Source organism: Pseudothauera rhizosphaerae (assembly GCF_004801305.1).
GTDB classification, from domain to species: Bacteria; Pseudomonadota; Gammaproteobacteria; order Burkholderiales; family Rhodocyclaceae; genus Pseudothauera; species Pseudothauera rhizosphaerae.
In genome coordinates this window covers 33142-51974 of record NZ_SSOD01000021.1, presented here as the reverse complement: position 1 = coordinate 51974, position 18833 = coordinate 33142, and the positions used below count along the sequence as shown (strand labels likewise).

Annotated in this window: 18 protein-coding genes and 1 other RNA gene; 10 read left to right on the top strand and 9 right to left on the bottom strand. The window is 69.5% G+C overall.

Going from position 1 to position 18833, the window contains the following annotated elements; genetic code table 11:
- Positions 1-35 precede the first annotated feature (35 nt).
- Both E6O51_RS19685 and E6O51_RS19680 read right to left on the bottom strand, forming a co-directional pair.
- Entirely contained in the window at positions 36-1712 is a 1677-nt protein-coding gene (locus E6O51_RS19685; RefSeq protein ID WP_136386726.1) for a cation acetate symporter, read from the bottom strand.
- Positions 1712-2032 (bottom strand): DUF485 domain-containing protein, encoded by a 321-nt coding sequence (locus E6O51_RS19680; RefSeq protein WP_408003424.1) that lies wholly within the window; start codon positions 2030-2032, stop codon positions 1712-1714. The genes E6O51_RS19685 and E6O51_RS19680 overlap by 1 nt, the downstream gene beginning before the upstream one ends.
- Before the next feature lie 186 nt (positions 2033-2218).
- Between E6O51_RS19680 and E6O51_RS19675 the strand changes: the two genes are divergently transcribed.
- Positions 2219-2998 carry an enoyl-CoA hydratase/isomerase family protein gene (locus E6O51_RS19675; protein WP_136386724.1) on the top strand — a complete coding sequence of 260 codons (780 nt, stop codon included), beginning with the start codon at positions 2219-2221 and terminating at the stop codon, positions 2996-2998.
- A gap of 4 nt (positions 2999-3002) precedes the next feature.
- Here the strand turns inward: E6O51_RS19675 and E6O51_RS19670 are convergent, their stop codons facing one another.
- Entirely contained in the window at positions 3003-3809 is an 807-nt protein-coding gene (locus tag E6O51_RS19670; protein WP_136386723.1) for a sulfite exporter TauE/SafE family protein, read from the bottom strand.
- 73 nt (positions 3810-3882) lie between these two features.
- The gene (locus E6O51_RS19665; RefSeq protein WP_136386722.1) at positions 3883-4683 is read right to left on the bottom strand and encodes an IclR family transcriptional regulator; all 801 of its coding nucleotides are present in this window, start codon (positions 4681-4683) and stop codon (positions 3883-3885) included.
- 144 nt (positions 4684-4827) lie between these two features.
- Here E6O51_RS19665 and E6O51_RS19660 point away from each other — a divergent pair, with 144 nt between their 5' ends.
- The 5 genes from E6O51_RS19660 to E6O51_RS19640 all read left to right on the top strand — a co-directional run bounded on the left by E6O51_RS19660 (position 4828) and on the right by E6O51_RS19640 (position 10834).
- Complete coding sequence (locus E6O51_RS19660; RefSeq protein WP_136386721.1) at positions 4828-6021, top strand: acyl-CoA dehydrogenase; 1194 nt, start codon at positions 4828-4830, stop codon at positions 6019-6021.
- Between the two features lie 2 nt (positions 6022-6023).
- Positions 6024-7217: a CaiB/BaiF CoA transferase family protein gene (locus E6O51_RS19655; RefSeq protein ID WP_136386720.1), complete on the top strand. Its 1194-nt coding sequence runs from the start codon at positions 6024-6026 to the stop codon at positions 7215-7217.
- Positions 7218-7363: 146 nt separating this feature from the next.
- On the top strand, positions 7364-8314 hold the full coding sequence (locus tag E6O51_RS19650) for a TAXI family TRAP transporter solute-binding subunit (protein ID WP_136386719.1): 951 nt from the start codon (positions 7364-7366) through the stop codon (positions 8312-8314).
- Between the two features lie 76 nt (positions 8315-8390).
- Positions 8391-10427 carry a TRAP transporter permease gene (locus E6O51_RS19645; RefSeq protein ID WP_136386718.1) on the top strand — a complete coding sequence of 679 codons (2037 nt, stop codon included), beginning with the start codon at positions 8391-8393 and terminating at the stop codon, positions 10425-10427.
- Positions 10424-10834, top strand: coding sequence for a DUF1850 domain-containing protein (locus tag E6O51_RS19640; RefSeq protein ID WP_136386717.1), 411 nt, complete (start codon positions 10424-10426; stop codon positions 10832-10834). Before E6O51_RS19645 ends, E6O51_RS19640 begins: the two co-directional genes overlap by 4 nt.
- Before the next feature lie 41 nt (positions 10835-10875).
- Here E6O51_RS19640 and ssrS read toward each other — a convergent pair.
- From ssrS to E6O51_RS19620, 4 genes are all read right to left on the bottom strand, one after another.
- Positions 10876-11056, bottom strand: a non-coding RNA gene (gene ssrS, locus E6O51_RS19635) — 6S RNA.
- A 36-nt stretch (positions 11057-11092) separates the two neighbouring features.
- On the bottom strand, positions 11093-11389 hold the full coding sequence (locus E6O51_RS19630; protein ID WP_136386716.1) for a cell division protein ZapA: 297 nt from the start codon (positions 11387-11389) through the stop codon (positions 11093-11095).
- A gap of 16 nt (positions 11390-11405) precedes the next feature.
- Positions 11406-11600: a hypothetical protein gene (locus E6O51_RS19625; RefSeq protein WP_136386715.1), complete on the bottom strand. Its 195-nt coding sequence runs from the start codon at positions 11598-11600 to the stop codon at positions 11406-11408.
- 32 nt (positions 11601-11632) lie between these two features.
- Complete coding sequence (locus tag E6O51_RS19620) at positions 11633-13162, bottom strand: cobyric acid synthase (protein ID WP_230976862.1); 1530 nt, start codon at positions 13160-13162, stop codon at positions 11633-11635.
- 38 nt (positions 13163-13200) lie between these two features.
- Here E6O51_RS19620 and cbiB point away from each other — a divergent pair, with 38 nt between their 5' ends.
- From cbiB to E6O51_RS19605, 3 genes are read left to right on the top strand one after another with little or no spacing between them, the layout of a single operon-like run.
- Entirely contained in the window at positions 13201-14181 is a 981-nt protein-coding gene (cbiB, locus tag E6O51_RS19615) for an adenosylcobinamide-phosphate synthase CbiB (protein WP_136386714.1), read from the top strand.
- Positions 14174-15160 carry a threonine-phosphate decarboxylase CobD gene (gene cobD, locus E6O51_RS19610; RefSeq protein ID WP_136386713.1) on the top strand — a complete coding sequence of 329 codons (987 nt, stop codon included), beginning with the start codon at positions 14174-14176 and terminating at the stop codon, positions 15158-15160. Before cbiB ends, cobD begins: the two co-directional genes overlap by 8 nt.
- The gene (locus tag E6O51_RS19605) at positions 15157-16050 is read left to right on the top strand and encodes a cobalamin-binding protein (RefSeq protein WP_136386712.1); all 894 of its coding nucleotides are present in this window, start codon (positions 15157-15159) and stop codon (positions 16048-16050) included. Before cobD ends, E6O51_RS19605 begins: the two co-directional genes overlap by 4 nt.
- Before the next feature lie 9 nt (positions 16051-16059).
- Here E6O51_RS19605 and E6O51_RS19600 read toward each other — a convergent pair whose 3' ends face one another.
- Positions 16060-17163, bottom strand: a complete 1104-nt coding sequence (locus E6O51_RS19600; RefSeq protein WP_168735347.1) for a M48 family metallopeptidase — start codon at positions 17161-17163, stop codon at positions 16060-16062.
- A gap of 496 nt (positions 17164-17659) precedes the next feature.
- Between E6O51_RS19600 and coxB the strand changes: the two genes are divergently transcribed.
- Entirely contained in the window at positions 17660-18799 is a 1140-nt protein-coding gene (coxB, locus tag E6O51_RS19595) for a cytochrome c oxidase subunit II (protein ID WP_136386710.1), read from the top strand.
- Positions 18800-18833: the final 34 nt, after the last annotated feature.

Below are 18833 nucleotides of genomic sequence, written 5' to 3'. Positions count from 1 at the left end.
CCGGGTGGCGGGGTTCTCGAGACAGCAGAACCAGCTCAGTGAGCCGAGGCGCCGGCAGCACCGACGCCGGTCTGCGCGCGCACGTACTGGTCGCCGAAGGCTTCCCGCTCGCGCTGCGACGCCGCGCTCCTGTCCAGCAGCGACACGACGATGGCGATGAGGAAGGCCACCGGCATGGAGAACAGCGCCGGCTGGGTCCAGGGGAAGATGGGTGAGGCGAAACCAAGCACGTCCACCCACACCGACTTGGACAGCACCACCAGCGCCACCGCGGTGACCAGGCCGATGTAGCCGCCGAACAGCGCGCCGCGCGTGGTCAGGTCCTTCCAGTACATGGAGAGGATCAGCACCGGGAAGTTGGCCGAGGCGGCCACGCCGAAGGCCAGCGCCACCATGAAGGCGACGTTCATCTTCTCGAACGCGGCGCCGAGCACGATGGCGACCACGCCCAGGGCGATGGTGGCGAGCTTGGACACCCGCAGTTCGGCCTTCTCGGAGGCCGTGCCCTTCTTGATCACCCGCGCATACAGGTCGTGGGAGATCGCCGACGCACCCGCCAGCGCCAGGCCGGCCACCACCGCCAGGATGGTGGCGAAGGCCACCGCCGACAGGAAGCCCAGCAGCAGGTTGCCACCCACCGCGTGGGCCAGGTGCATGGCCACCATGTTGCCGCCGCCGACGATGGCGCCGCCGATGCTGCCGCCCTCGAAGTACTGCGGGTTCTGGCCGACGATGAGGATGGCCGCCAGGCCCATCAGCGCGATGACGTTGAAGAAGTAGGCGATGATGCCCGAGGCGAAGAGCACGGACTTGCGCGCTTCCTTGGCGTCGGTCACGGTGAAGAAGCGCATCAGGATGTGCGGCAGGCCGGCGGTGCCGAACATCAGGCCCAGGCCGAGCGAGATGGCGGTGACCGGATCGGCCAGCAGGCTGCCCGGCGCGAACAGCTTGTCGCCCAGCTTGTGCACTTCCATGGCGCGGGTGGACAGCTCCTCGAAGCTGAAGCCGAACTGGGAGAGCGCCAGCAGCATCACCGCGGTGCCGCCCAGCAGCAGCATGCAGGCCTTGATGATCTGCACCCAGGTGGTGGCCACCATGCCGCCGAAGGTGACGTAGACGATCATCAGGGCGCCCACCACGATGAGGGCCACGTTGTAGTCCAGGCCGAACAGCAGCTTGATGAGTTGGCCGGCGCCGACCATCTGCGCCACCAGGTAGAAGCACACCACGGTGAGTGAACTGACCGCGGCCATCGTGCGCACCTTGCCCTGGTCGAGGCGGTAGGAGGTGATGTCGGCAAAGGTGAACTTGCCCAGGTTGCGCAGGCGCTCGGCCATCAGGAAGAGGATGATGGGCCAGCCCACGAAGAAGGCGATCATGTAGATGTAGGCGTCGATGCCCTGCGCGAACATCATGGCCGACAGACCCAGCAGCGTGGCCGCCGACATGTAGTCGCCGGCGATGGCCAGGCCGTTCTGCCAGCCGGTGATGCCGCCGCCGGCGGTGTAGAAGTCGGCCGCCGACTTGGTGCGGCTCGCCGCCCAGTAGGTGATGCCCAGGGTCATCAGCACGAACACGAAGAACATGCCGATGGCGTGCAGGTTGAGCGGCTGCTTGGTGGTGGCCTCGACGGCCGGAGCGGCGAAGGCCGCGGCGGAGACGGTGGCCAGCGCGAGGCCGGCGCCCAGGCGGGCGGAGAAGGTGTTGTTCATTATTGTTCCACCTTCCACGCGGCGCGCACGATCTCGTTGTTCAGCTCGTCGAACTCGCCGTTGGCGCGGCGCACGTAGACGAGCGTCAGCACCCAGAAGGCGATGAACTGGAACAGCCCCAGCGCGATGCCCAGGGTCAGGTTGCTGCCCTCGAACAGGCGCAGCGCGATGAGGTCGGGCGCAAAGGCCACCAGCATCACGAAGCCGTAGAACACCACCAGCACGATGGCCGACAGGATCGCCGCAAAGCGGGTGCGCCTGGCCACCAGTTCCGCGAAGCGCGGATTGCGCCTGATATGCGCATACATCGAACTAGACACTTCACTCCCTCCCAGAGAAAACAACGGCATGAAATCCTTGCTTCCTCCACCATCCTCCGAAGACCGCCCCGTCTGCCGCGGAGCGTGTCGAGTGTCGAGCGCGGCGGATGATATATCATTTACAAGAGTTCAATACGGTTCCGTATTGACGTATAAAAAAATCTTATTTTTCTGCCCGACCCACCCATGAACAGCCGCATCGAAGTCGCCGCCGCCGAAGGCATCGCCACCGTCACGCTGCACAATCCGGACAAGCTCAATGCGGTCAACGCCGCCATGTGGCGCGAGCTGCGCGCCGCGCTGGAAAGGCTGGGGCAGGACGACGCGGTGCGCTGCGTGATCCTCACCGGCGCCGGCGAGGCCTTCGCCGCCGGCGGCGACCTGGAGGAATTCCTCACCGTGCGCGCCACCGTGGACGACGCCCTGCACTACCACGAGGAACTGGTGGCCGCGGCGCTGGATGCGGTACGCCGCTGCCCCATCCCCACCGTGGCGGCGATCCGCGGCGCCTGCGTCGGTGGCGGGCTGGAGATCGCCGGCTGCTGCGACCTGCGCATCGCCGGCGAATCCGCGCGCTTCGGCGCGCCCATCAACAAGCTGGGCTTCTCCATGTACCCCGGCGAGATGGCCGGCCTGCTGGAACTGGTCGGCCCGGCGGTGCTGCTGGAAATCCTGCTCGAAGGGCGCATCCTCACCGCGCGCGAGGCGCTGCAGAAAGGGCTGCTGACCCGCGTGGTGGACGACGAGAGGGTCATGGACGAGGCGAACGCGAGCGCCTCCCGCATCGCCGCGGGCGCGCCACTGGTGGCGCGCTGGCACAAGCAGTGGGTGCACCGCCTGGCCGGCGGCGGCCCCTTGAGCGACGCCGAGAAGCGCGCCGCCTTCGACTTCCTGGCGACCGACGACTACCGCGAGGGAATGAACGCCTTCTTCGGCAAGCGCAAGCCGAAGTTCAGCGGCCGCTGAGGGTTCAACTGAAGATGCCGTGCAGCATCTTCACGCACAGCAGCATCAGCACGCCGGCGAAGATCTTCTTCAGCGTGGCCACCGGCAGGCGGTGGGCGAGGCGCGCACCCGTCGGCGCCGTCCACATGCTCACCAGCGCCACCAGCACCAGCGCGGGCAGGTAGACGTAGCCCACGGTCAGGGGCGGCAGGCCGGGCGTACCCCAGCCGTTGACCAGATAGCCCAGCGTGCCGGCCAGCGCGATGGGCAGGCCGATGGCCGCCGAAGTGCCGATGGCGTTCTGCATCTTCACGTTGCACCAGGTCATGAAGGGCACCGACAGGGAGCCGCCGCCGATCGCCACCAGCGCGGAGATGCCGCCGATGCCGACGCCGACCCCGGCGAGCCCGAGCGGGCCGGGCAGTTCGCGGGAGGGCTTGGGCTTGACGTTGGCCAGCATCTGCAGCGACACGTAGGCCATGAACAGGGCGAAGAAGATCGCCAGCCCAGCGGTGCTGGCGCGCGAGGCGATGAAGGTGGCGCCGAAGGTGCCCAGCAGGATGCCCGGCGTGATATGGCGCACGATGTCCCAGTGCACCGCCCCGTGGGCATGGTGGGTGCGCAGGCTGGAGATGGAAGTCAGCACGATGGCCGCCATCGAGGTGCCCAGCGCCATATGCACCACGCTTTCGAGCGGGAAGCCTTGCGCCAGGAACAACGTGGTCAGCATCGGCACCATGATGCCGCCGCCGCCAACGCCCAGCAGGCCGGCGAAAAAGCCGACGAAGGCCCCCAGCACCGGATAGCTCAGCCACCACAGATCGAAACTCATCGCTTTGTCCGCCCAGCCGGGGAAGGTGTGCTCCGGCAAAGCGAGCGATTGTGCCGCCTGCGACCGCCCCCTGTCACGTGCCGGCCGCGGCCTCGATGCTGCGCGCCAGGTAGACCAGGCGCGGCCCCAGGTCCTTTTCGATGCGCTCGGCGGTCAGCGCGAAAGCCGGCCCGCTGGCCGACAGCACCAGCAGATCGTGGTCCGGGCAGGTCAGCGGCACCGCCACCGCATTGGTGTCGCGGTTCCAGTCGCCCAGCGAGGTGCAGTAGCCGTGGGCGCGGTACTCGTCCATGGCGTGCTGCACCCCCGCCTCGATCTCCGGCCAGTCCTCCGGTTCGCGCCGATTCACCTGCGCCAGCAGGAAGTCGCGCTCGGCCGCCGGCAGCGCGCACAGGAAGGCGCGCCCGATGGAGGTGGTGGTGATCGGCAACTGGGTGCCGGTGCTGACCTTGAGCGTCACCAGCGAGCGCGGCCGGCAGTTTTCCAGATAGATCATGTTGAGGCGGTCGCGGGTGGCCAGCGACACCAGCGCGTGGGCGTACTCGGCCAGGTCCTGCATCAGCGGGCGGGCGATCTCCCGCACCCGGACGTTGCCCAGCGCCGCGTGGCCCAGCGCCAGCACCGCGGGCGTCACCCTGTAGCGCCCGGAGGCCTCGTCCAGCTTCAGATAGCCGAGCTGCACCAGGGTATGGGTGAGGCGCGACACGGTGGACTTGGCCAGCCCGGTGCGGGCGGCCAGTTCGCCGTTGGACAGCAGCCGGTTCTGGGCGGAGAAGCAGCGCAGCACCTCCAGCCCGCGGGCCAGCGCGGTGACGAACTGGCGGTCGCCGTCGGTATCGCCCGCACCCGGAACGCTCGCATCATTGTTCTGCATGGCGGAACATTTCCATCTAAATTCTAAATTCAACGTTAATTCATAAGCCGAACACTTCCATTCGGCTGGAAATTTTGTCAGGATGATAGCACTTTTGCAGAACATAGTTCCGCATTGCAGAACAACAGAACCAAAGAGGCGCACATGTCCGGCAATCCTTCCTTCCACTGGGACGACCCCCTGCTGCTCGACCGGCAGTTCACCGCCGAGGAACGCATGGTGGCCGACACCGCGCGCGCCTACGCACAGGACAGGCTGATGCCGCGCATCACCGAGGCCTTCCGCCATGAACACACGGACCCGGCGATCTTCGCCGAGATGGGCGAACTGGGCCTGCTCGGCCCCACCATCCCCGAGGAATACGGCGGCGCCGGCCTCAACTACGTGAGCTATGGGCTGATCGCGCGCGAGGTCGAGCGGGTGGATTCGGGCTACCGCTCGATGATGAGCGTGCAGAGCTCGCTGGTCATGGTGCCGATCTTCGAGTTCGGCAACGAGGCCACCCGGCGCAAGTACCTGCCCAAGCTCGCCAGCGGCGAATCCATCGGCTGCTTCGGCCTCACCGAGCCGGACCACGGCTCCGACCCGGGCTCCATGGCGAGCCGGGCGAAGAAGGTGGACGGCGGCTGGCTGCTCACGGGCAGCAAGATGTGGATCACCAACAGCCCCATCGCCGACGTCTTCGTGGTGTGGGCCAAGGCAGCCGATGCGGACGGCGAGGAGCGCATCCGCGGCTTCGTGCTGGAAAAAGGCTGGACGGGCCTGTCCGCGCCGGCCATCCACGGCAAGGTGGGCCTGCGCGCCTCCATCACCGGCGAGATCGTCATGGACGAAGTGTTCTGCCCGGACGAGAACGCCTTCCCCGACGTGCGCGGCCTCAAGGGCCCTTTCACCTGCCTCAACTCGGCGCGCTACGGCATCGCCTGGGGCGCGCTGGGTGCGGCCGAATTCTGCTGGCACGCCGCGCGCCAGTACGTGCTGGACCGCAAGCAGTTCGGCCGCCCGCTGGCCGCCAACCAGCTCGTGCAGAAGAAGCTCGCCGACATGCAGACCGAGATCACGCTGGCGCTGCAGGGCTGCCTGCGCCTGGGGCGCATGAAGGACGAAGGCACGGCGGCGGTGGAGATCACCAGCATCATGAAGCGCAATTCCTGCGGCAAGGCGCTGGACGTCGCCCGCCTGGCGCGCGACATGATGGGCGGCAACGGCATCTCCGACGAGTTCGGCGTGGCCCGCCACCTGGTGAACCTGGAGGTGGTGAACACCTACGAGGGCACCCACGACATCCACGCCTTGATCCTCGGCCGCGCCCAGACCGGCATCCAGGCCTTCTGCTGAGCATGAACCAAGGCGCGCTCTCCCATCTGCGGGTGCTGGACCTCTCCCGCGTACTCGCCGGACCGTGGGCCTCGCAACTGCTCGGCGATCTGGGCGCGGAGGTGATCAAGGTGGAACGCCCCGGCAGCGGCGACGATACCCGCGCCTGGGGCCCGCCCTGGTTCGAGGCCGGCGGGCGGCGCGAGGCCGCCTACTACCTCGCCACCAACCGCAACAAGCAGTCGGTGGCCATCGACATCACCCGCCCGGACGGCCAGGAACTGGTACGCCAACTAGCCCGCGAGGCCGACGTGGTGATCGAGAACTACAAGGTCGGCGGGCTGGCGAAATACGGCCTGGACTACGGGAGCCTGCGTGCGGAGAACCCGCGCCTGGTGTATTGCTCCATCACCGGCTTCGGCCAGGACGGCCCCTACGCGGAACGCCCCGGCTACGACTTCCTGCTGCAGGCCATGGGCGGGCTGATGAGCCTCACCGGGGAGCCGGACGGCCCGCCCCAGAAGGTGGGCGTGGCCCTCACCGACATCCTCACCGGGCTGTATGCCACCGTGGGCATCCTGGCCGCGCTCGCCCACCGCGAGCGCAGCGGCGAAGGCCAGCACATCGACCTGGCGCTGCTGGACGTGCAGGTGGCCTGCCTCGCCAACCAGGCGATGAACTATCTCGTCTCCGGCAGGGCGCCCACCCGCATGGGCAACGCCCACCCCAACATCGTGCCCTACCAGGCCTTCCCCACCGCGGACGGCGACATGGTGCTGACCATCGGCAACGACCGCCAGTGGGCCGCCTTCTGCGAGCTGGCCGGACGCCCCGAATGGGCCACCGACCCGCGCTTCGCCACCAATGCCGCGCGGGTGGAGAACCGCCGCGAACTGATCCCGCTGCTGCGCCAGACCACGGTGGCGAGGAGCACCGACGACTGGGTGGCGGCACTCGAATCCGCCGGCGTGCCGGGCGGACCGATCAACGACCTGGCGCGGGTGTTCGCCGACCCGCAGATCGTGCACCGCGGCCTGCGCACCGAGGTGGACAGCATCCCGCAGGTCGCCAATCCGCTGCGTCTGTCGGCCACACCGCCCGTCTACCGCAACGCGCCGCCGGCCGTGGGTGAGCACACCGACGCCGTGCTCGCGCGCCTGCCCGGCATGGGTGCGGCCCGCATCGCCGCGCTGCGCAGGGAGGGCACGATAGGCTGAAAACCTGCGCCTGCGGGCAAACACCGATAGGCGCGCATTCGCCACGCGGGGCAGAGTACCCCAGCCGTACCGATGACCGGGCGCAGAAACCGGCCGGAAAGACAAGCCAATAACAACTCGTTTGATCAACCAGGTAGGAGACGACCATGAAGTTGATTCGCACCATTGGCCTTGCGGCCGCCACCCTTCTCGCCGCCGGCGCGGCCCATGCCCAGCAGCAGTTCGTCACCGTCCTCACCGGCGGCACCAGCGGCGTGTATTACCCGCTGGGCGTGGCGCTGTCCAAGGTCTACGGCGACAGCATCCCGAATGCGCGCACCAGCGTGCAGTCGACCAAGGCCAGCGCGGAAAACCTCAACCTGCTGCAGGCCGGCCGCGGCGAAGTGGCCTTCTCGCTCGGGGATGCGGTGTCCGACGCGTGGAACGGGGTCGAGGACGCCGGCTTCAAGAACAAGCTCGACAAGCTGCGCGGGCTGGCCGCGATCTACCCGAACTACATCCAGATCGTGGCTTCGGCCGAGTCGGGCATCACCACGCTGGCCGACCTCAAGGGCAAGCGGGTGTCGGTGGGCGCCGCACGCTCGGGCACGGAGCTGAACGCACGCGCCATCTTCAGGGGGGCCGGCATGTCCTACGCCGACCTGGGCAAGGTGGAATACCTGCCCTTCGGCGAATCGGTCGAACTGATCAAGAACCGCCAACTCGACGCCACCCTGCAGTCGGCCGGCCTCGGTGTCGCCTCGCTGCGCGACCTCGCCAACGCGGTCCAGATCGTCGTCGTCCCCGTGCCGGCGGAGGTCGTCGCCAGGATCGGCGATCCGGCCTATCAGGCCGGCGTGATTCCGGCCAACACCTACCAGGGCCAGACCGCCGACATTCCCACCGCGCGTATCCGCAACCTCCTGGTCACCCATTCCGGCGTCCCGGACGACACCGTTTACATCATGGTCAAGGCGATGTTCGAGCGCCTCGACCAGCTCACCGCGGCCCACTCCGCGGCCAAGGGCATCGTCAGGGAAGAGGCGGCGAACGGTATGCCGTTGCCGCTGCACCCCGGTGCGGAAAAGTATTACCGCGAAGTCGGCCTGCTGAAGTAAGCCGCGTCCCCAGCCAACCGCGATTGCGCCGCCCGGTTGCGGGCGGGCGCCATCGCCGCATCCCCCGGGAACCGCCATGTCTGAATCCGTGCCGATCACGCCGTTCGGCTGGGACAAGGGCCCGCAAGCCCGCGCCCTGTTCCTCATCGCCGTCCTGTTCTCCACCTTCCAGCTCATCGTCGCCGCCTACCACCCGTGGTCCTCGCAGGTGGTGCGCGCGGTCCACGTGGGTTTTCTGCTGCTGCTGACCTTCGCACTGTTTCCGCAATGGCTGCCGCGCGGCCGCCAAGTCGCCCCGGTGGCCTGGGCCGTGGGGCTGACCGCATTCGTCCTCGCCCTCTACCACTGGGTGTTCGAAGCCGACCTGATCCAGCGCGCCGGTGACCCGACCCGGACCGACGTCGTCGTCGGCACGCTGACGCTGCTGTTCGTGTTCGAGGCCGCGCGGCGCATGATGGGGCCGGCCCTGCCGCTGATCTGCGCGGGCTTCTTTGCCTACGCCGCCTTCGGCGAATATCTGCCGGGCGATCTCGCCCACCGCGGCTACGGCTTCGGCCAGCTCATCGAACACCTCACCTTCGGCACCGAGGGCATCTACGGCGTGCCGACCTACGTCAGCTCGACCTACATCTTCCTGTTCATCCTGTTCGGCGCCTTTCTCGAACAGGCCGGCATGATCCGTCTGTTCACCGATTTCGCGCTCGGCACCGTGGGCCACACCCGCGGCGGGCCGGCCAAGGTGGCCGTGGTGAGTTCCGGGCTGATGGGCACCATCAACGGCTCGGGCGTGGCCAACGTGGTCACCACCGGGCAATTCACCATCCCGCTGATGAAGCGCTTCGGCTACCGCGCGGAATTCGCCGGCGGCGTCGAGGCCACCGCCAGCATGGGCGGCCAGATCATGCCGCCGGTGATGGGTGCGGTCGCCTTCATCATGGCCGAGACCATCGGCGTGGCCTATGTGGAGATCGTCCAGGCGGCGGTGATTCCGGCCATCCTCTATTTCGTCACCGCATTCTGGATGGTGCACCTGGAAGCCGGGCGGGTCGGTCTGCACGGCATGCCGAAGAAGGACTGCCCCAACCCGTGGGCCGCCGTGCGCAACGGCTGGTATCTGCTGCTGCCGCTGGGCATTCTGGTCTGGCTGCTGTTCTCGGGCTACACGCCGCTGTTCTCGGGCACGGTCGGGCTGGCGATCACCGCGGTACTGATCTTCGGCGCGGCGATCGCGCTGCGCCTGCGCGGCAACGCGCTGCGTTACGCATTCTGGATCGCACTCGGCATCGCCTGCGCCGGCTTCCTCAAGTGGGGCATCACCGCCTTTCTGACCATCATCGCCGCCTTGTGCGCGGTCTGCGCCTTCGTCCAGGGCGGCCGCGCCACGCTGCGCATCGCGATCAACGCGCTGGCCGACGGTGCCCGCCATGCCCTGCCGGTCGGCGTGGCCTGCGCCTTGGTGGGGGTGATCATCGGCGTGCTCACCCTGACCGGCGCCGCAACCTCGTTCGCCAACATGATCCTCGCCCTGGGCCGCGACAACCTGCTGCTGTCGCTGATGCTCACCATGCTGGTGTGCCTGCTGCTGGGCATGGGCATCCCGACCATTCCCAACTACATCATCACCTCGTCGCTGGCCGCGCCCGCGCTGCTGGAACTGGGCGTGCCGCTGATCGTCAGCCACATGTTCGTGTTCTATTTCGGCATCATGGCCGACCTCACCCCGCCGGTGGCGCTGGCCGCCTTCGCCGCGGCACCGATCGCCGGCGTGTCGGGGATGAAGATCGGCGTGCAGGCGGTGCGCATCGCCCTGGCCGGCTTCGTGGTGCCCTACATGGCGGTGTATGCGCCGGAGCTGATGCTACAGGGGGACCCCACCGTGCTGGCCGTCGCCTACATCGTGCTCAAGGCCCTGGTGGCGATCGGGCTGTGGGGCGTGGCCTCGGTCGGCTACCTGTGGCAGCCGGTGAGCTGGCCGCTGCGCATCTGGGCCTTCTTCTGCGCGCTGTTCCTGGTGGCCGCGCTGCCCATCACCGACGAGATCGGCCTCGCCGGCGCTGCCGTGCTGTTCGCCCTGCTCGCCTGGCGCAAGCGCCAGGCCGCAATGGCGGTATGAGCGGCCTGTGCCTGGCCAGCGGCCTGCTGTCGGCCTTCGTCGGCACGCAGGCCTTCACGCTGGCGTGGACGCACTCCATCGAGAAGGTTCGCTGGGAGGAAGACTGGCAGGTACGTGGCAGCGCCCTCTATCTGGCCGAAGGGCGGGTCCGCGGCTCCGGGGCGGGCATGGAGCCGCCGGAGGGCTCGCGACTGAAGAACGGCGTCTGGCGCTATCCCGTGGGGCGCGAACTGGAACGCCTGGAACTGGCCCATTCCGCCTACACCGCGGGCTACGAGCTCTGCGTCGACGGGCGCTGCAAGCCGCTGCACGCCTGGCTGCCGGGGCTACCGGCGGCGCCCGCGCAGCCCACGGCCGTCACGCTGGGCGCGTGCCCGGCGCCCGGCGAGCCGGCGGAGGGGCAGTAAACGCACGAAGGCGCGACCCTTTCGAATCGCGCCTTCCCTTTTGGCCCCCCGCCTGTGCCGTCTCTGCCGGGCATCCTGAACCTAGGGTTCAGGGTGGTCGCATTCCCACCGCTTCAGGCTTCCCCTATCGGGGCATGCACACCGCCGGCACTACGGTCCGCGACCAAGTCTCTCGACATTGGTTCAAGGAATCTACGGCTTCGACGAACACTGCAGGGGATTGATCCTCCGGCACCCGGACCCGCCCGCGGGATTCGCTCAGAAGAGCTTTTCCTGCTGGGCGAGCACCCCGTCCAAGCGTGCCGTCATGAGCCCGATTCTACGCCTCGCCGCCTGCAAGTCAAACCCTCCCTCGCGCTGCTGCTGAAGGAGTTCGTGGGCGACGTTGAGCGCCGTCATGATCGCCAGGCGCTCGCCCGTGGAGCCCGTCCGGCGGGTCACGTCGGCCAGTTTGCCGTCGAGGAATTCCACCGCGGCGAGGAGCCCCTCGCGCTCGTCCGGCCTGCACGAGACCTGGTATTCCTTGCCCAGCAGCTTGATGTCCAGGGTTTCCATGGCCCGCCCTCTCCGATCAGACCTGCGGCAGCCTGGCGAGCAGGCTTTCCAGCTTGTCGGTGGCCAGGCGCAGTTTCTCGGCGTGGGCGCGGTTGTCCGCCTCCAGCTTCGCCACCCGGCCGCGCAGTTCGCGATTTTCGGCCTTCACCCCTTCGTACAGGGTCACGATCTCCTCGATGCGGTGTTCGAGCTGGGTGAGTTCTTCTTCCATGGCGGCGATGGTAGAGGCCCCCTCCGGGACGGTCAAGCGGGCATGCCGGCGGGGTTCGTACGGCCGGCAACGCGGCGCAGCGCCGCAGCCGCGGCGCCGCCCAGGCAATCGGCCAGGCGGTCGAGGTCGAGCGCGGCGGCGAGGCTGTCGGCCAGGCGGTCGAGGTCGGCCTCGCGCCGTGCGTCCAGGTCCACCGCCGCCACTCCGCCCGCACCGGCCCAGCCGAGCAGCGCGGCGAGCGCTTCCGGGTGGTCGAACAGGCCGTGCACATAGGTGCCGAGGATCTGGCCGTCCTCCGACAGGGCGCCGTCGCTGCGCCCGTCGTCCAGAGTTGCGGCCGGGCGGCCCAGCGCAGGGCCGCGCGACACGCCCATGTGAATCTCGTAGCCGCGCACCGGCACCGCTGCGGCGCCGTCGACCCGGAGCGTGCCGCACACGTTGGCGAGCTGCTTTTCGGCCTCCAGTACGGTCTCCATGTCCAGCACGCCGAGCCCGTCCATGCCGCCCGATGAGCCTTCCAGCCCGGCCGGGTCTTCCAGCCGGCGGCCCAGCATCTGGAAGCCGCCACAGATGCCGATGAGCTTGCCGCCGTAGCGCAGATGGCGGCGGATGGCAGGCTCCCAGCCCTGCCCGCGCAGCCAGGCGAGATCGGCCTGCACGCTCTTGGAGCCAGGCAGCACGATCAGGTCCGCCGGCGGAATGGCCTGTCCCGGCCCGATCCAGCGGAAATCCACCTGGGGATGCAGGCGCAGCGCGTCCAGGTCCGTGTGGTTGGAGATGCGCGGAAACACCGGTGCGATCACCCGCAGGCGGGTCTCGCCCTTCTCCGCGCGGGCGTCGGCCAGCGCATCCTCGGCGTCGAGGAAGAGGCCGTGCAGATAGGGCAGCACCCCCAGCACCGGCCGCCCGGTGCGTGCTTCCAGCCATTCCAGCCCGGACCGCAGCAGGCCCATGTCGCCGCGGAAGCGGTTGATGACGAAGCCCTTCACCCGCGCCTGTTCGGAAGGCGAGAGCAGTTCCATCGTGCCCACCAGGTGGGCGAACACGCCGCCGCGGTCGATATCTGCGATCAGGATCACCGGGCAATCCACCGCCTCGGCGAAGCCCATGTTGGCGATGTCCCGGTCGCGCAGGTTGATCTCCGCCGGGCTGCCGGCGCCTTCCACCAGCACGCACTCGTAGCCCGCCACGAGCCGGCCCCAGGATTCCAGCACCGCCGCCATCGCGGTGGGCTTGTAGTCGTGGTAGGCACGTGCATCGAGGCTGGTGACCGCCTTGCCGTGGATGATGACCTGGGCGCCCACGTCGCTCGCCGGCTTGAGTAGCACCGGGTTGAAGTCGGTGTGCGGGGGGAGGCCCGCCGCCACCGCCTGCAGCGCCTGGGCGCGGCCGATCTCGCCGCCGTCCACGGTCACCGCCGAGTTGAGCGCCATGTTCTGCGGCTTGAACGGCGCCACTCGCACGCCGCCGCGCGCCAGCAGCCGGCACAGCCCGGCCACCAGCGTGCTCTTGCCCGCGTCCGAGGTCGTGCCCTGCACCATGAGGGTGGCGGTGGTCTGCATCGCGTAGAATCCGGGGTCCGAAAGACGCCGATTATCCCATGGCCGCCGCCGCAACCTTTGCCGCCATCCTGTTCCTCAAGCTCGCTGCCGGCATGCTGGCCGACCGCGTGCTGGGCGATCCGCGCCGCTTCCATCCGCTGGCTGGCTTCGGCTGCTTCGCCTCCGCCATCGAGAACTTGCTGCGGCGGGAGGAATCGACCGCGCGCATGCAGCAGATGCGCGGCCTCCTCGCCTGGACACTGGCCGTGCTGCCCTGGGTGGCGCTGGCCCTGTGGCTGCACGGCCTGCACCCGGGCGCCCACTGGATCGTGGACATCGCCCTGCTGTGGTTCGCCCTCGGCGGGCGCAGCCTGGCCGAGCACGGCGAGGCGGTGGCCGCACCGCTGGCCGCCGGCGACCTGGCCGCAGCGCGGGCGCGGGTGGGCTGGATCGTCAGCCGCGAGACCGCCGCACTGGACGCCGAAGGCGTGGCCCGCGCCGGCACCGAATCGGTGCTGGAGAACGGCAACGACGCGGTGTTCGGCGCCCTGTTCTGGTTCATCCTGCTGGGTGGGCCGGGCGCGCTGCTGTTCCGCCTGGCCAACACGCTGGATGCCATGTGGGGCTACCGCACGCCGCGCTACCTCCATTTCGGCCGCGCCGCGGCGCGCCTGGACGATGCACTGAACTGGCTCCCCGCGCGGCTCACCGCGCTGACCTACGCCCTGCTCGGCGACACCCGCAACGCCCTGGCCTGCTGGCGCACCCAGGCGGCGCAGTGGGACAGCCCCAACGCCGGCCCGGTGATGGCGGCCGGCGCCGGCGCGCTGGCGGTGCAGCTCGGCGGCAACGCGATCTACCACGGCCGGGCCGAAGCCCGTCCCGTACTGGGCTGCGGCGCACCGCCCGATGCCCGCAGCCTGCGCGGCGCCATCCGTCTGGTGCGCCGCGGCATGCTGGGCTGGCTGGCGCTGGTGGGCGGCATTGCGCTGCTGCTGGCGCTCGCCGCCGCCCTTGCCGGCGGAACCCCGCATGCTTGAGCACGGCGGGCGGCTGCAGGCTGCGGCCCGGCGCTACGGCATTCCCGCGGCGGACTGGCTGGATCTCTCCACCGGCATCAACCCTCGGCCCTACCCCGTGCCGCCGCTGCCCACCGCCGTCTGGCAGCGCCTGCCGGAGGACGAGGACGGCCTCGCCGAAGCGGCCGCCGCCTGTTACGGCAGCGCCGAACTGCTGCCGGTCGCCGGCTCCCAGGCCGCCATCCAGGCCCTGCCCGCGCTCATCCCCGGCGCGCGGGTCACCCTGCTCGCGCCGACCTATGCCGAACACCCCCACGCCTGGCGCGGCCGCAGCCTGCGACGCTGCCGCGCGGACGAGGTCGACACGCTCGTGGACGACACCGATGTGCTGGTGCTCGCCCACCCCAACAACCCCACCGGTGAACGCTTCACGCGCGAACGCCTGCTCGGCTGGCACTCCCGCCTGGCCGCACGGGGCGGCTGGCTGGTGGTGGACGAGGCTTTCATCGACGCCGACCCGGCGGAAAGCCTCGCGCCCCACGCGGGCCGTGCCAATCTGGTGGTGCTGCGCTCCCTGGGCAAGTTCTTCGGCCTAGGCGGCGCGCGCGCGGGCTTCGTGCTGGCCGAAGCGGCACTGCGCGAACGCCTGGCCGAGCAGCTCGGCCCGTGGGCAGTGAGCGGTCCGGCGCGCTTCGCGGCCCAGGCTGCGCTGGCCGACGCCGCCTGGCAGCGGGCCGCGCGGGACGAACTCGCTGCCGCCGGCCGACGACTGCGCGAGCTTCTTCGCCACCACCTGCCCGGCGAATCGTCCGGCACCGCCCTGTTCCAGTGGCTGCCCCATCCGCGCGCCGCCGCGGTGCACGACGCGCTCGCCCGACACGGCATCCTGGTGCGCCTGTTCGACGATCCGCCCGCGCTGCGCTTCGGCCTGCCGGCCGACGAGGCGGGCTGGCGGCGCCTGGCCGACGCCCTTCATACCCTGAGAGGACACTCCGCATGATCACCCGCATCACCGCGCTCGCCGCCCTGCTGCTGTGCGCCCCGCTCGCCGCCGCCGAAATCCGCCTCACCGACGCCACCGGCCACGAACTGGTGCTCCCCGGCCCGGCGCAGCGCATCGTCAGCCTGGCGCCGCACATCACCGAAGTGCTGTTCGCCGCCGGCGCGGGCGACAAGGTCGTGGGCGTAGTGGCCTACAGTGACTACCCGGAAGCCGCGCGCAGGCTGCCGCAGGTGGGCAGCTATACCAAGGTGGACCTGGAAGCGGTCGCCGCGCTGCGCCCCGACCTGGTGGTGGGGTGGGTGAGCGGCAACCCCCCCGCCAATCTCGACAAGCTGCGCGCGCTGGGCATCCCGGTCTTCGTCAGCGAAGCGCGCAACCTGGCCGACGTGGCCACCAGCCTGGAGACCGTCGGCCGCCTGGCCGGCACCGAGGCCGTCGCGCATGCCGCGGCCGAGTCCTTCCGCGCGCGCCGCGCAGCACTCGCGGCACGCTACGGCGCCCGCCCGACCGTGCGCATGTTCTACCAGATCTGGGACCGCCCGCTGATGACCATCAACGGCACACACGTCATTTCCGACGCGATCCGCCTGTGCGGCGGCGAGAACGTGTTTGCCGGCCTCGGCCCCCTTGCCGCCACCATCGGCGTGGAAGCGGTGCTCGCCGCCGACCCGGAAGCCATCGTCGCCAGCGGCATGGGCGAGGAGCGCCCCGAATGGCTGGAACAATGGCGCAACTGGCCGAACCTGACCGCAGCCGCCACCGGCAACCTGTTCTTCATCCCGCCGCAGTTGATCCAGCGCCACACCCCGCGCCTGCTCGACGGCGCCGAACAGTTGTGTGTCCATCTGGAACAGGCCCGCGCGCGGCGCGAAGCCGCCCCGCGCTGACCAACCGCATCACTTCGGCTCGTCGTCCGCCGCCAGGGCATGGCGGGCCTGGCGGTAGGCGCGCCGCCACGAGCGCCCGGCGAAATTCCACCAGTGGCGGTCGAAGGCCCAGGACAACTGGGGCAGCAGGGCAGACAGGTAATGCACCGCGGCCGAGCGCTCCGGCGGCACTGCCTCGCCGGTCGGCACGCGCAGCGCGCGCAGGCGATCGGCCGGGGTGGGGTGCAGCGCGCCGGCATCCTCCGCCTCGCTGCCGCAGAATCCCGCATGGAGCACGCTGTGGGCGTGGAAGCCCGCGGCCACCCCCAAGCCCATGTCACGGTAGGGGCGGATGCACGGCTCGGGGGCGGATTCGCATTGCGCCAGCACCTTGGGCCAGTAGTCCTCGCGCAGGAAGCGGTCCTTCTCCGACACCTCGATCAGCGCCTCGCCCAGCAGGCGGCGGCCGACCAGACGCGCGGCGACGGCGTCGGCCTCGAACTCCTCCAGGCGCGACAGGCGCAGCATGCCCAGCGTGTAGCGGCGGAAGCGGCGGTCGAGCCAGGGGGCGAGCGCAGGATGGCGGGTCGCCACGCCTTCGGCCACCCGCAGCCACCAGGCGCGCAGGCAGGCGCCGCGGGCGCCGAAGCCCTGGCGCTGGGTCACCAGATGGCCGAACTCGTGCGCGAGCACGGCAAGGAACTGACGGCGCGACAGGCAGTGCGCCAGCGGCAGGCCGATCATCATGTGGGTTTCGATGCGGCCGCGGCTGAAGCGCTGCAACACCGCGGCGTTCATCTCGTCGGTGATCCACACGCCGTCGAGCGGCGGCACGGAGAGACGGCGGCCGACCTCGTCGATGCGGTAGCGCAGCGCCCCCGCGGCCTCGTGCGATAGCGGAATGCCGCGGGGCCCCGGCACCGGCAGCAGCGACAGCCCCAGCACGTGGCGCACGCCGAACAGCGCCGCCAGCGCACCCAGCCACCATGCAGCGCGTGTCTGCGGTGCGCCGGCCTCCCAGCCCTGGTAGAACCCCCAGGCCGCGGCGGCAAGACCGCCCGCGCAGGTCAGCATGAAGAGGAGGAAGCCCGCGCCCGCCGCCAGCGTGAGGCGGGCGGCAAGACGGGCATACACGATTCCGAGACGGGACGGGGCGCAGCAGGAGGGACGCATGGCTCTCACACCGGACGGACGACCGGCTCACGATAGCCGGCACCTATGTCACAGCTTTTGCTCCAGATCAATTTCATTGCATTGATGAAAACACGTCCGGGCCCGCCATGCGCCGGCACGGGGGCGGGAAAACCCCAACGCTACCCCAAAAGCCTTGCATGACGTGCGCTCTAGCATATTGTGCACCGCAGTATGTTGATTTTTATCAAATACCCGTGTTGCAAGCGCCAATTTCGCTATGGCATGATCGTCCCGACCTCGTGGATGCCGATCACGAACAACGACTACACGGCATCCGCGTCCGAGGATCGTTCCGGCGAGCACCCGGGACGTCTGTGGCACCCGCTCCGGCCCCGACAGCCTCATCCGGCAGCGGTCTCGCCCGGCCTTGCGCGCGGCGGCGAGGGCCACCGTCCGTCAGCAGCCTGCCGAAACTGCATTCGATGGGGGTAGGGACATGAGTCTTGCCGCTCGCATTGCAGGTTCAACGTTGTTCTTCGCGCTGACATTCGCCACCGCCGGAACTGCGATCGCCCAGAGCCGCTACAACCTCCAGCCGCCCGCCACCGGCGTGGCAAGCCAGATCTACGACCTCCACACGCTGATGCTGATCATCTGTCTGGTGATCTTCATCGGTGTGTTCGGCGTCATGTTCTGGGCCGTGTTCCGCCATCGCAAGTCGCGCGGCGCGGTGGCGGCCAACTTCCACGAGAACACCACGGTGGAGATCGCGTGGACGGTGGTGCCGGTGCTGATCCTGCTGGGCATGGCCTGGCCGGCCACGCAGACGGTGATCGAGATGAAGGACACCGCGGACCCGGACATCACCATCAAGGCCACCGGCTACCAGTGGAAGTGGGGCTACGACTACCTGCAGGGCGAAGGCGAGGGCATCCGCTTCGTCTCCAACCTGTCCACCCCGCGCGCGCAGATCGAAGGCGGCGCCCCCAAGAACGAAGCCTACCTGCTGGAGGTGGACAACCCGCTGGTGGTGCCCGTGGGCAGGAAGGTGCGCATCCTCACCACCGCCGCGGACGTGATCCATTCCTGGTGGGTGCCGGCCTTCGGCGTGAAGCAGGACGCCATCCCCGGCTTCATCCGCGACGCCTGGTTCCGCGCCGACGCGGAAGGCATCTACCGCGGCAACTGCGCCGAGTTGTGCGGGCGCGACCACGGCTTCATGCCGGTGGAGGTGCACGTGGTGTCCGCCGCGGCCTACACCGCCTGGGTGGCGGAACGCCAGGCCGCCAGCGCGGCCAGCGCGGCGGACGACACGCGGGAATTCACGCTGGCCGAACTGGTCGAGCGCGGCGCGCAGGTCTATGCGACCAACTGCGCGGCCTGTCACCAGCCAAACGGCCAGGGCCTGCCGCCGGCCTTCCCGGCCCTGGACGGCTCGCCGGTGGTGCGCGGCGAGGCCGCCGGACAGATCGCGGTGGTGCTCAACGGCCGGCCAGGCACGGCCATGGCCGCCTTCGGCCAGTTGCTCTCCGATGCGGACATCGCCGCCGCCATCACCTTTACGCGCAATACCTGGAGCAACAGCAGCGGCGAGGCCGTGCAGCCGGCGGCCATCGCCGCGGCGCGCGGCGGCTGAGTCCGCCTCGCCCCACGATCTCACGCAGGAGGAG

Coding starts and splice junctions, on each gene's coding strand:
- E6O51_RS19620 (WP_230976862.1), bottom strand. CDS start 13,162: ATGCAGACCACCGCCACCCTCATGGTGCAGGGCACGACCTCGGACGCG.
- E6O51_RS19645 (WP_136386718.1), top strand. CDS start 8,391: ATGTCTGAATCCGTGCCGATCACGCCGTTCGGCTGGGACAAGGGCCCG.
- E6O51_RS19640 (WP_136386717.1), top strand. CDS start 10,424: ATGAGCGGCCTGTGCCTGGCCAGCGGCCTGCTGTCGGCCTTCGTCGGC.
- E6O51_RS19670 (WP_136386723.1), bottom strand. CDS start 3,809: ATGAGTTTCGATCTGTGGTGGCTGAGCTATCCGGTGCTGGGGGCCTTC.
- E6O51_RS19630 (WP_136386716.1), bottom strand. CDS start 11,389: ATGGAAACCCTGGACATCAAGCTGCTGGGCAAGGAATACCAGGTCTCG.
- E6O51_RS19685 (WP_136386726.1), bottom strand. CDS start 1,712: ATGAACAACACCTTCTCCGCCCGCCTGGGCGCCGGCCTCGCGCTGGCC.
- E6O51_RS19650 (WP_136386719.1), top strand. CDS start 7,364: ATGAAGTTGATTCGCACCATTGGCCTTGCGGCCGCCACCCTTCTCGCC.
- E6O51_RS19675 (WP_136386724.1), top strand. CDS start 2,219: ATGAACAGCCGCATCGAAGTCGCCGCCGCCGAAGGCATCGCCACCGTC.
- E6O51_RS19665 (WP_136386722.1), bottom strand. CDS start 4,683: ATGCAGAACAATGATGCGAGCGTTCCGGGTGCGGGCGATACCGACGGC.
- E6O51_RS19655 (WP_136386720.1), top strand. CDS start 6,024: ATGAACCAAGGCGCGCTCTCCCATCTGCGGGTGCTGGACCTCTCCCGC.
- cbiB (WP_136386714.1), top strand. CDS start 13,201: ATGGCCGCCGCCGCAACCTTTGCCGCCATCCTGTTCCTCAAGCTCGCT.
- E6O51_RS19625 (WP_136386715.1), bottom strand. CDS start 11,600: ATGGAAGAAGAACTCACCCAGCTCGAACACCGCATCGAGGAGATCGTG.
- cobD (WP_136386713.1), top strand. CDS start 14,174: ATGCTTGAGCACGGCGGGCGGCTGCAGGCTGCGGCCCGGCGCTACGGC.
- E6O51_RS19605 (WP_136386712.1), top strand. CDS start 15,157: ATGATCACCCGCATCACCGCGCTCGCCGCCCTGCTGCTGTGCGCCCCG.
- E6O51_RS19660 (WP_136386721.1), top strand. CDS start 4,828: ATGTCCGGCAATCCTTCCTTCCACTGGGACGACCCCCTGCTGCTCGAC.
- coxB (WP_136386710.1), top strand. CDS start 17,660: ATGAGTCTTGCCGCTCGCATTGCAGGTTCAACGTTGTTCTTCGCGCTG.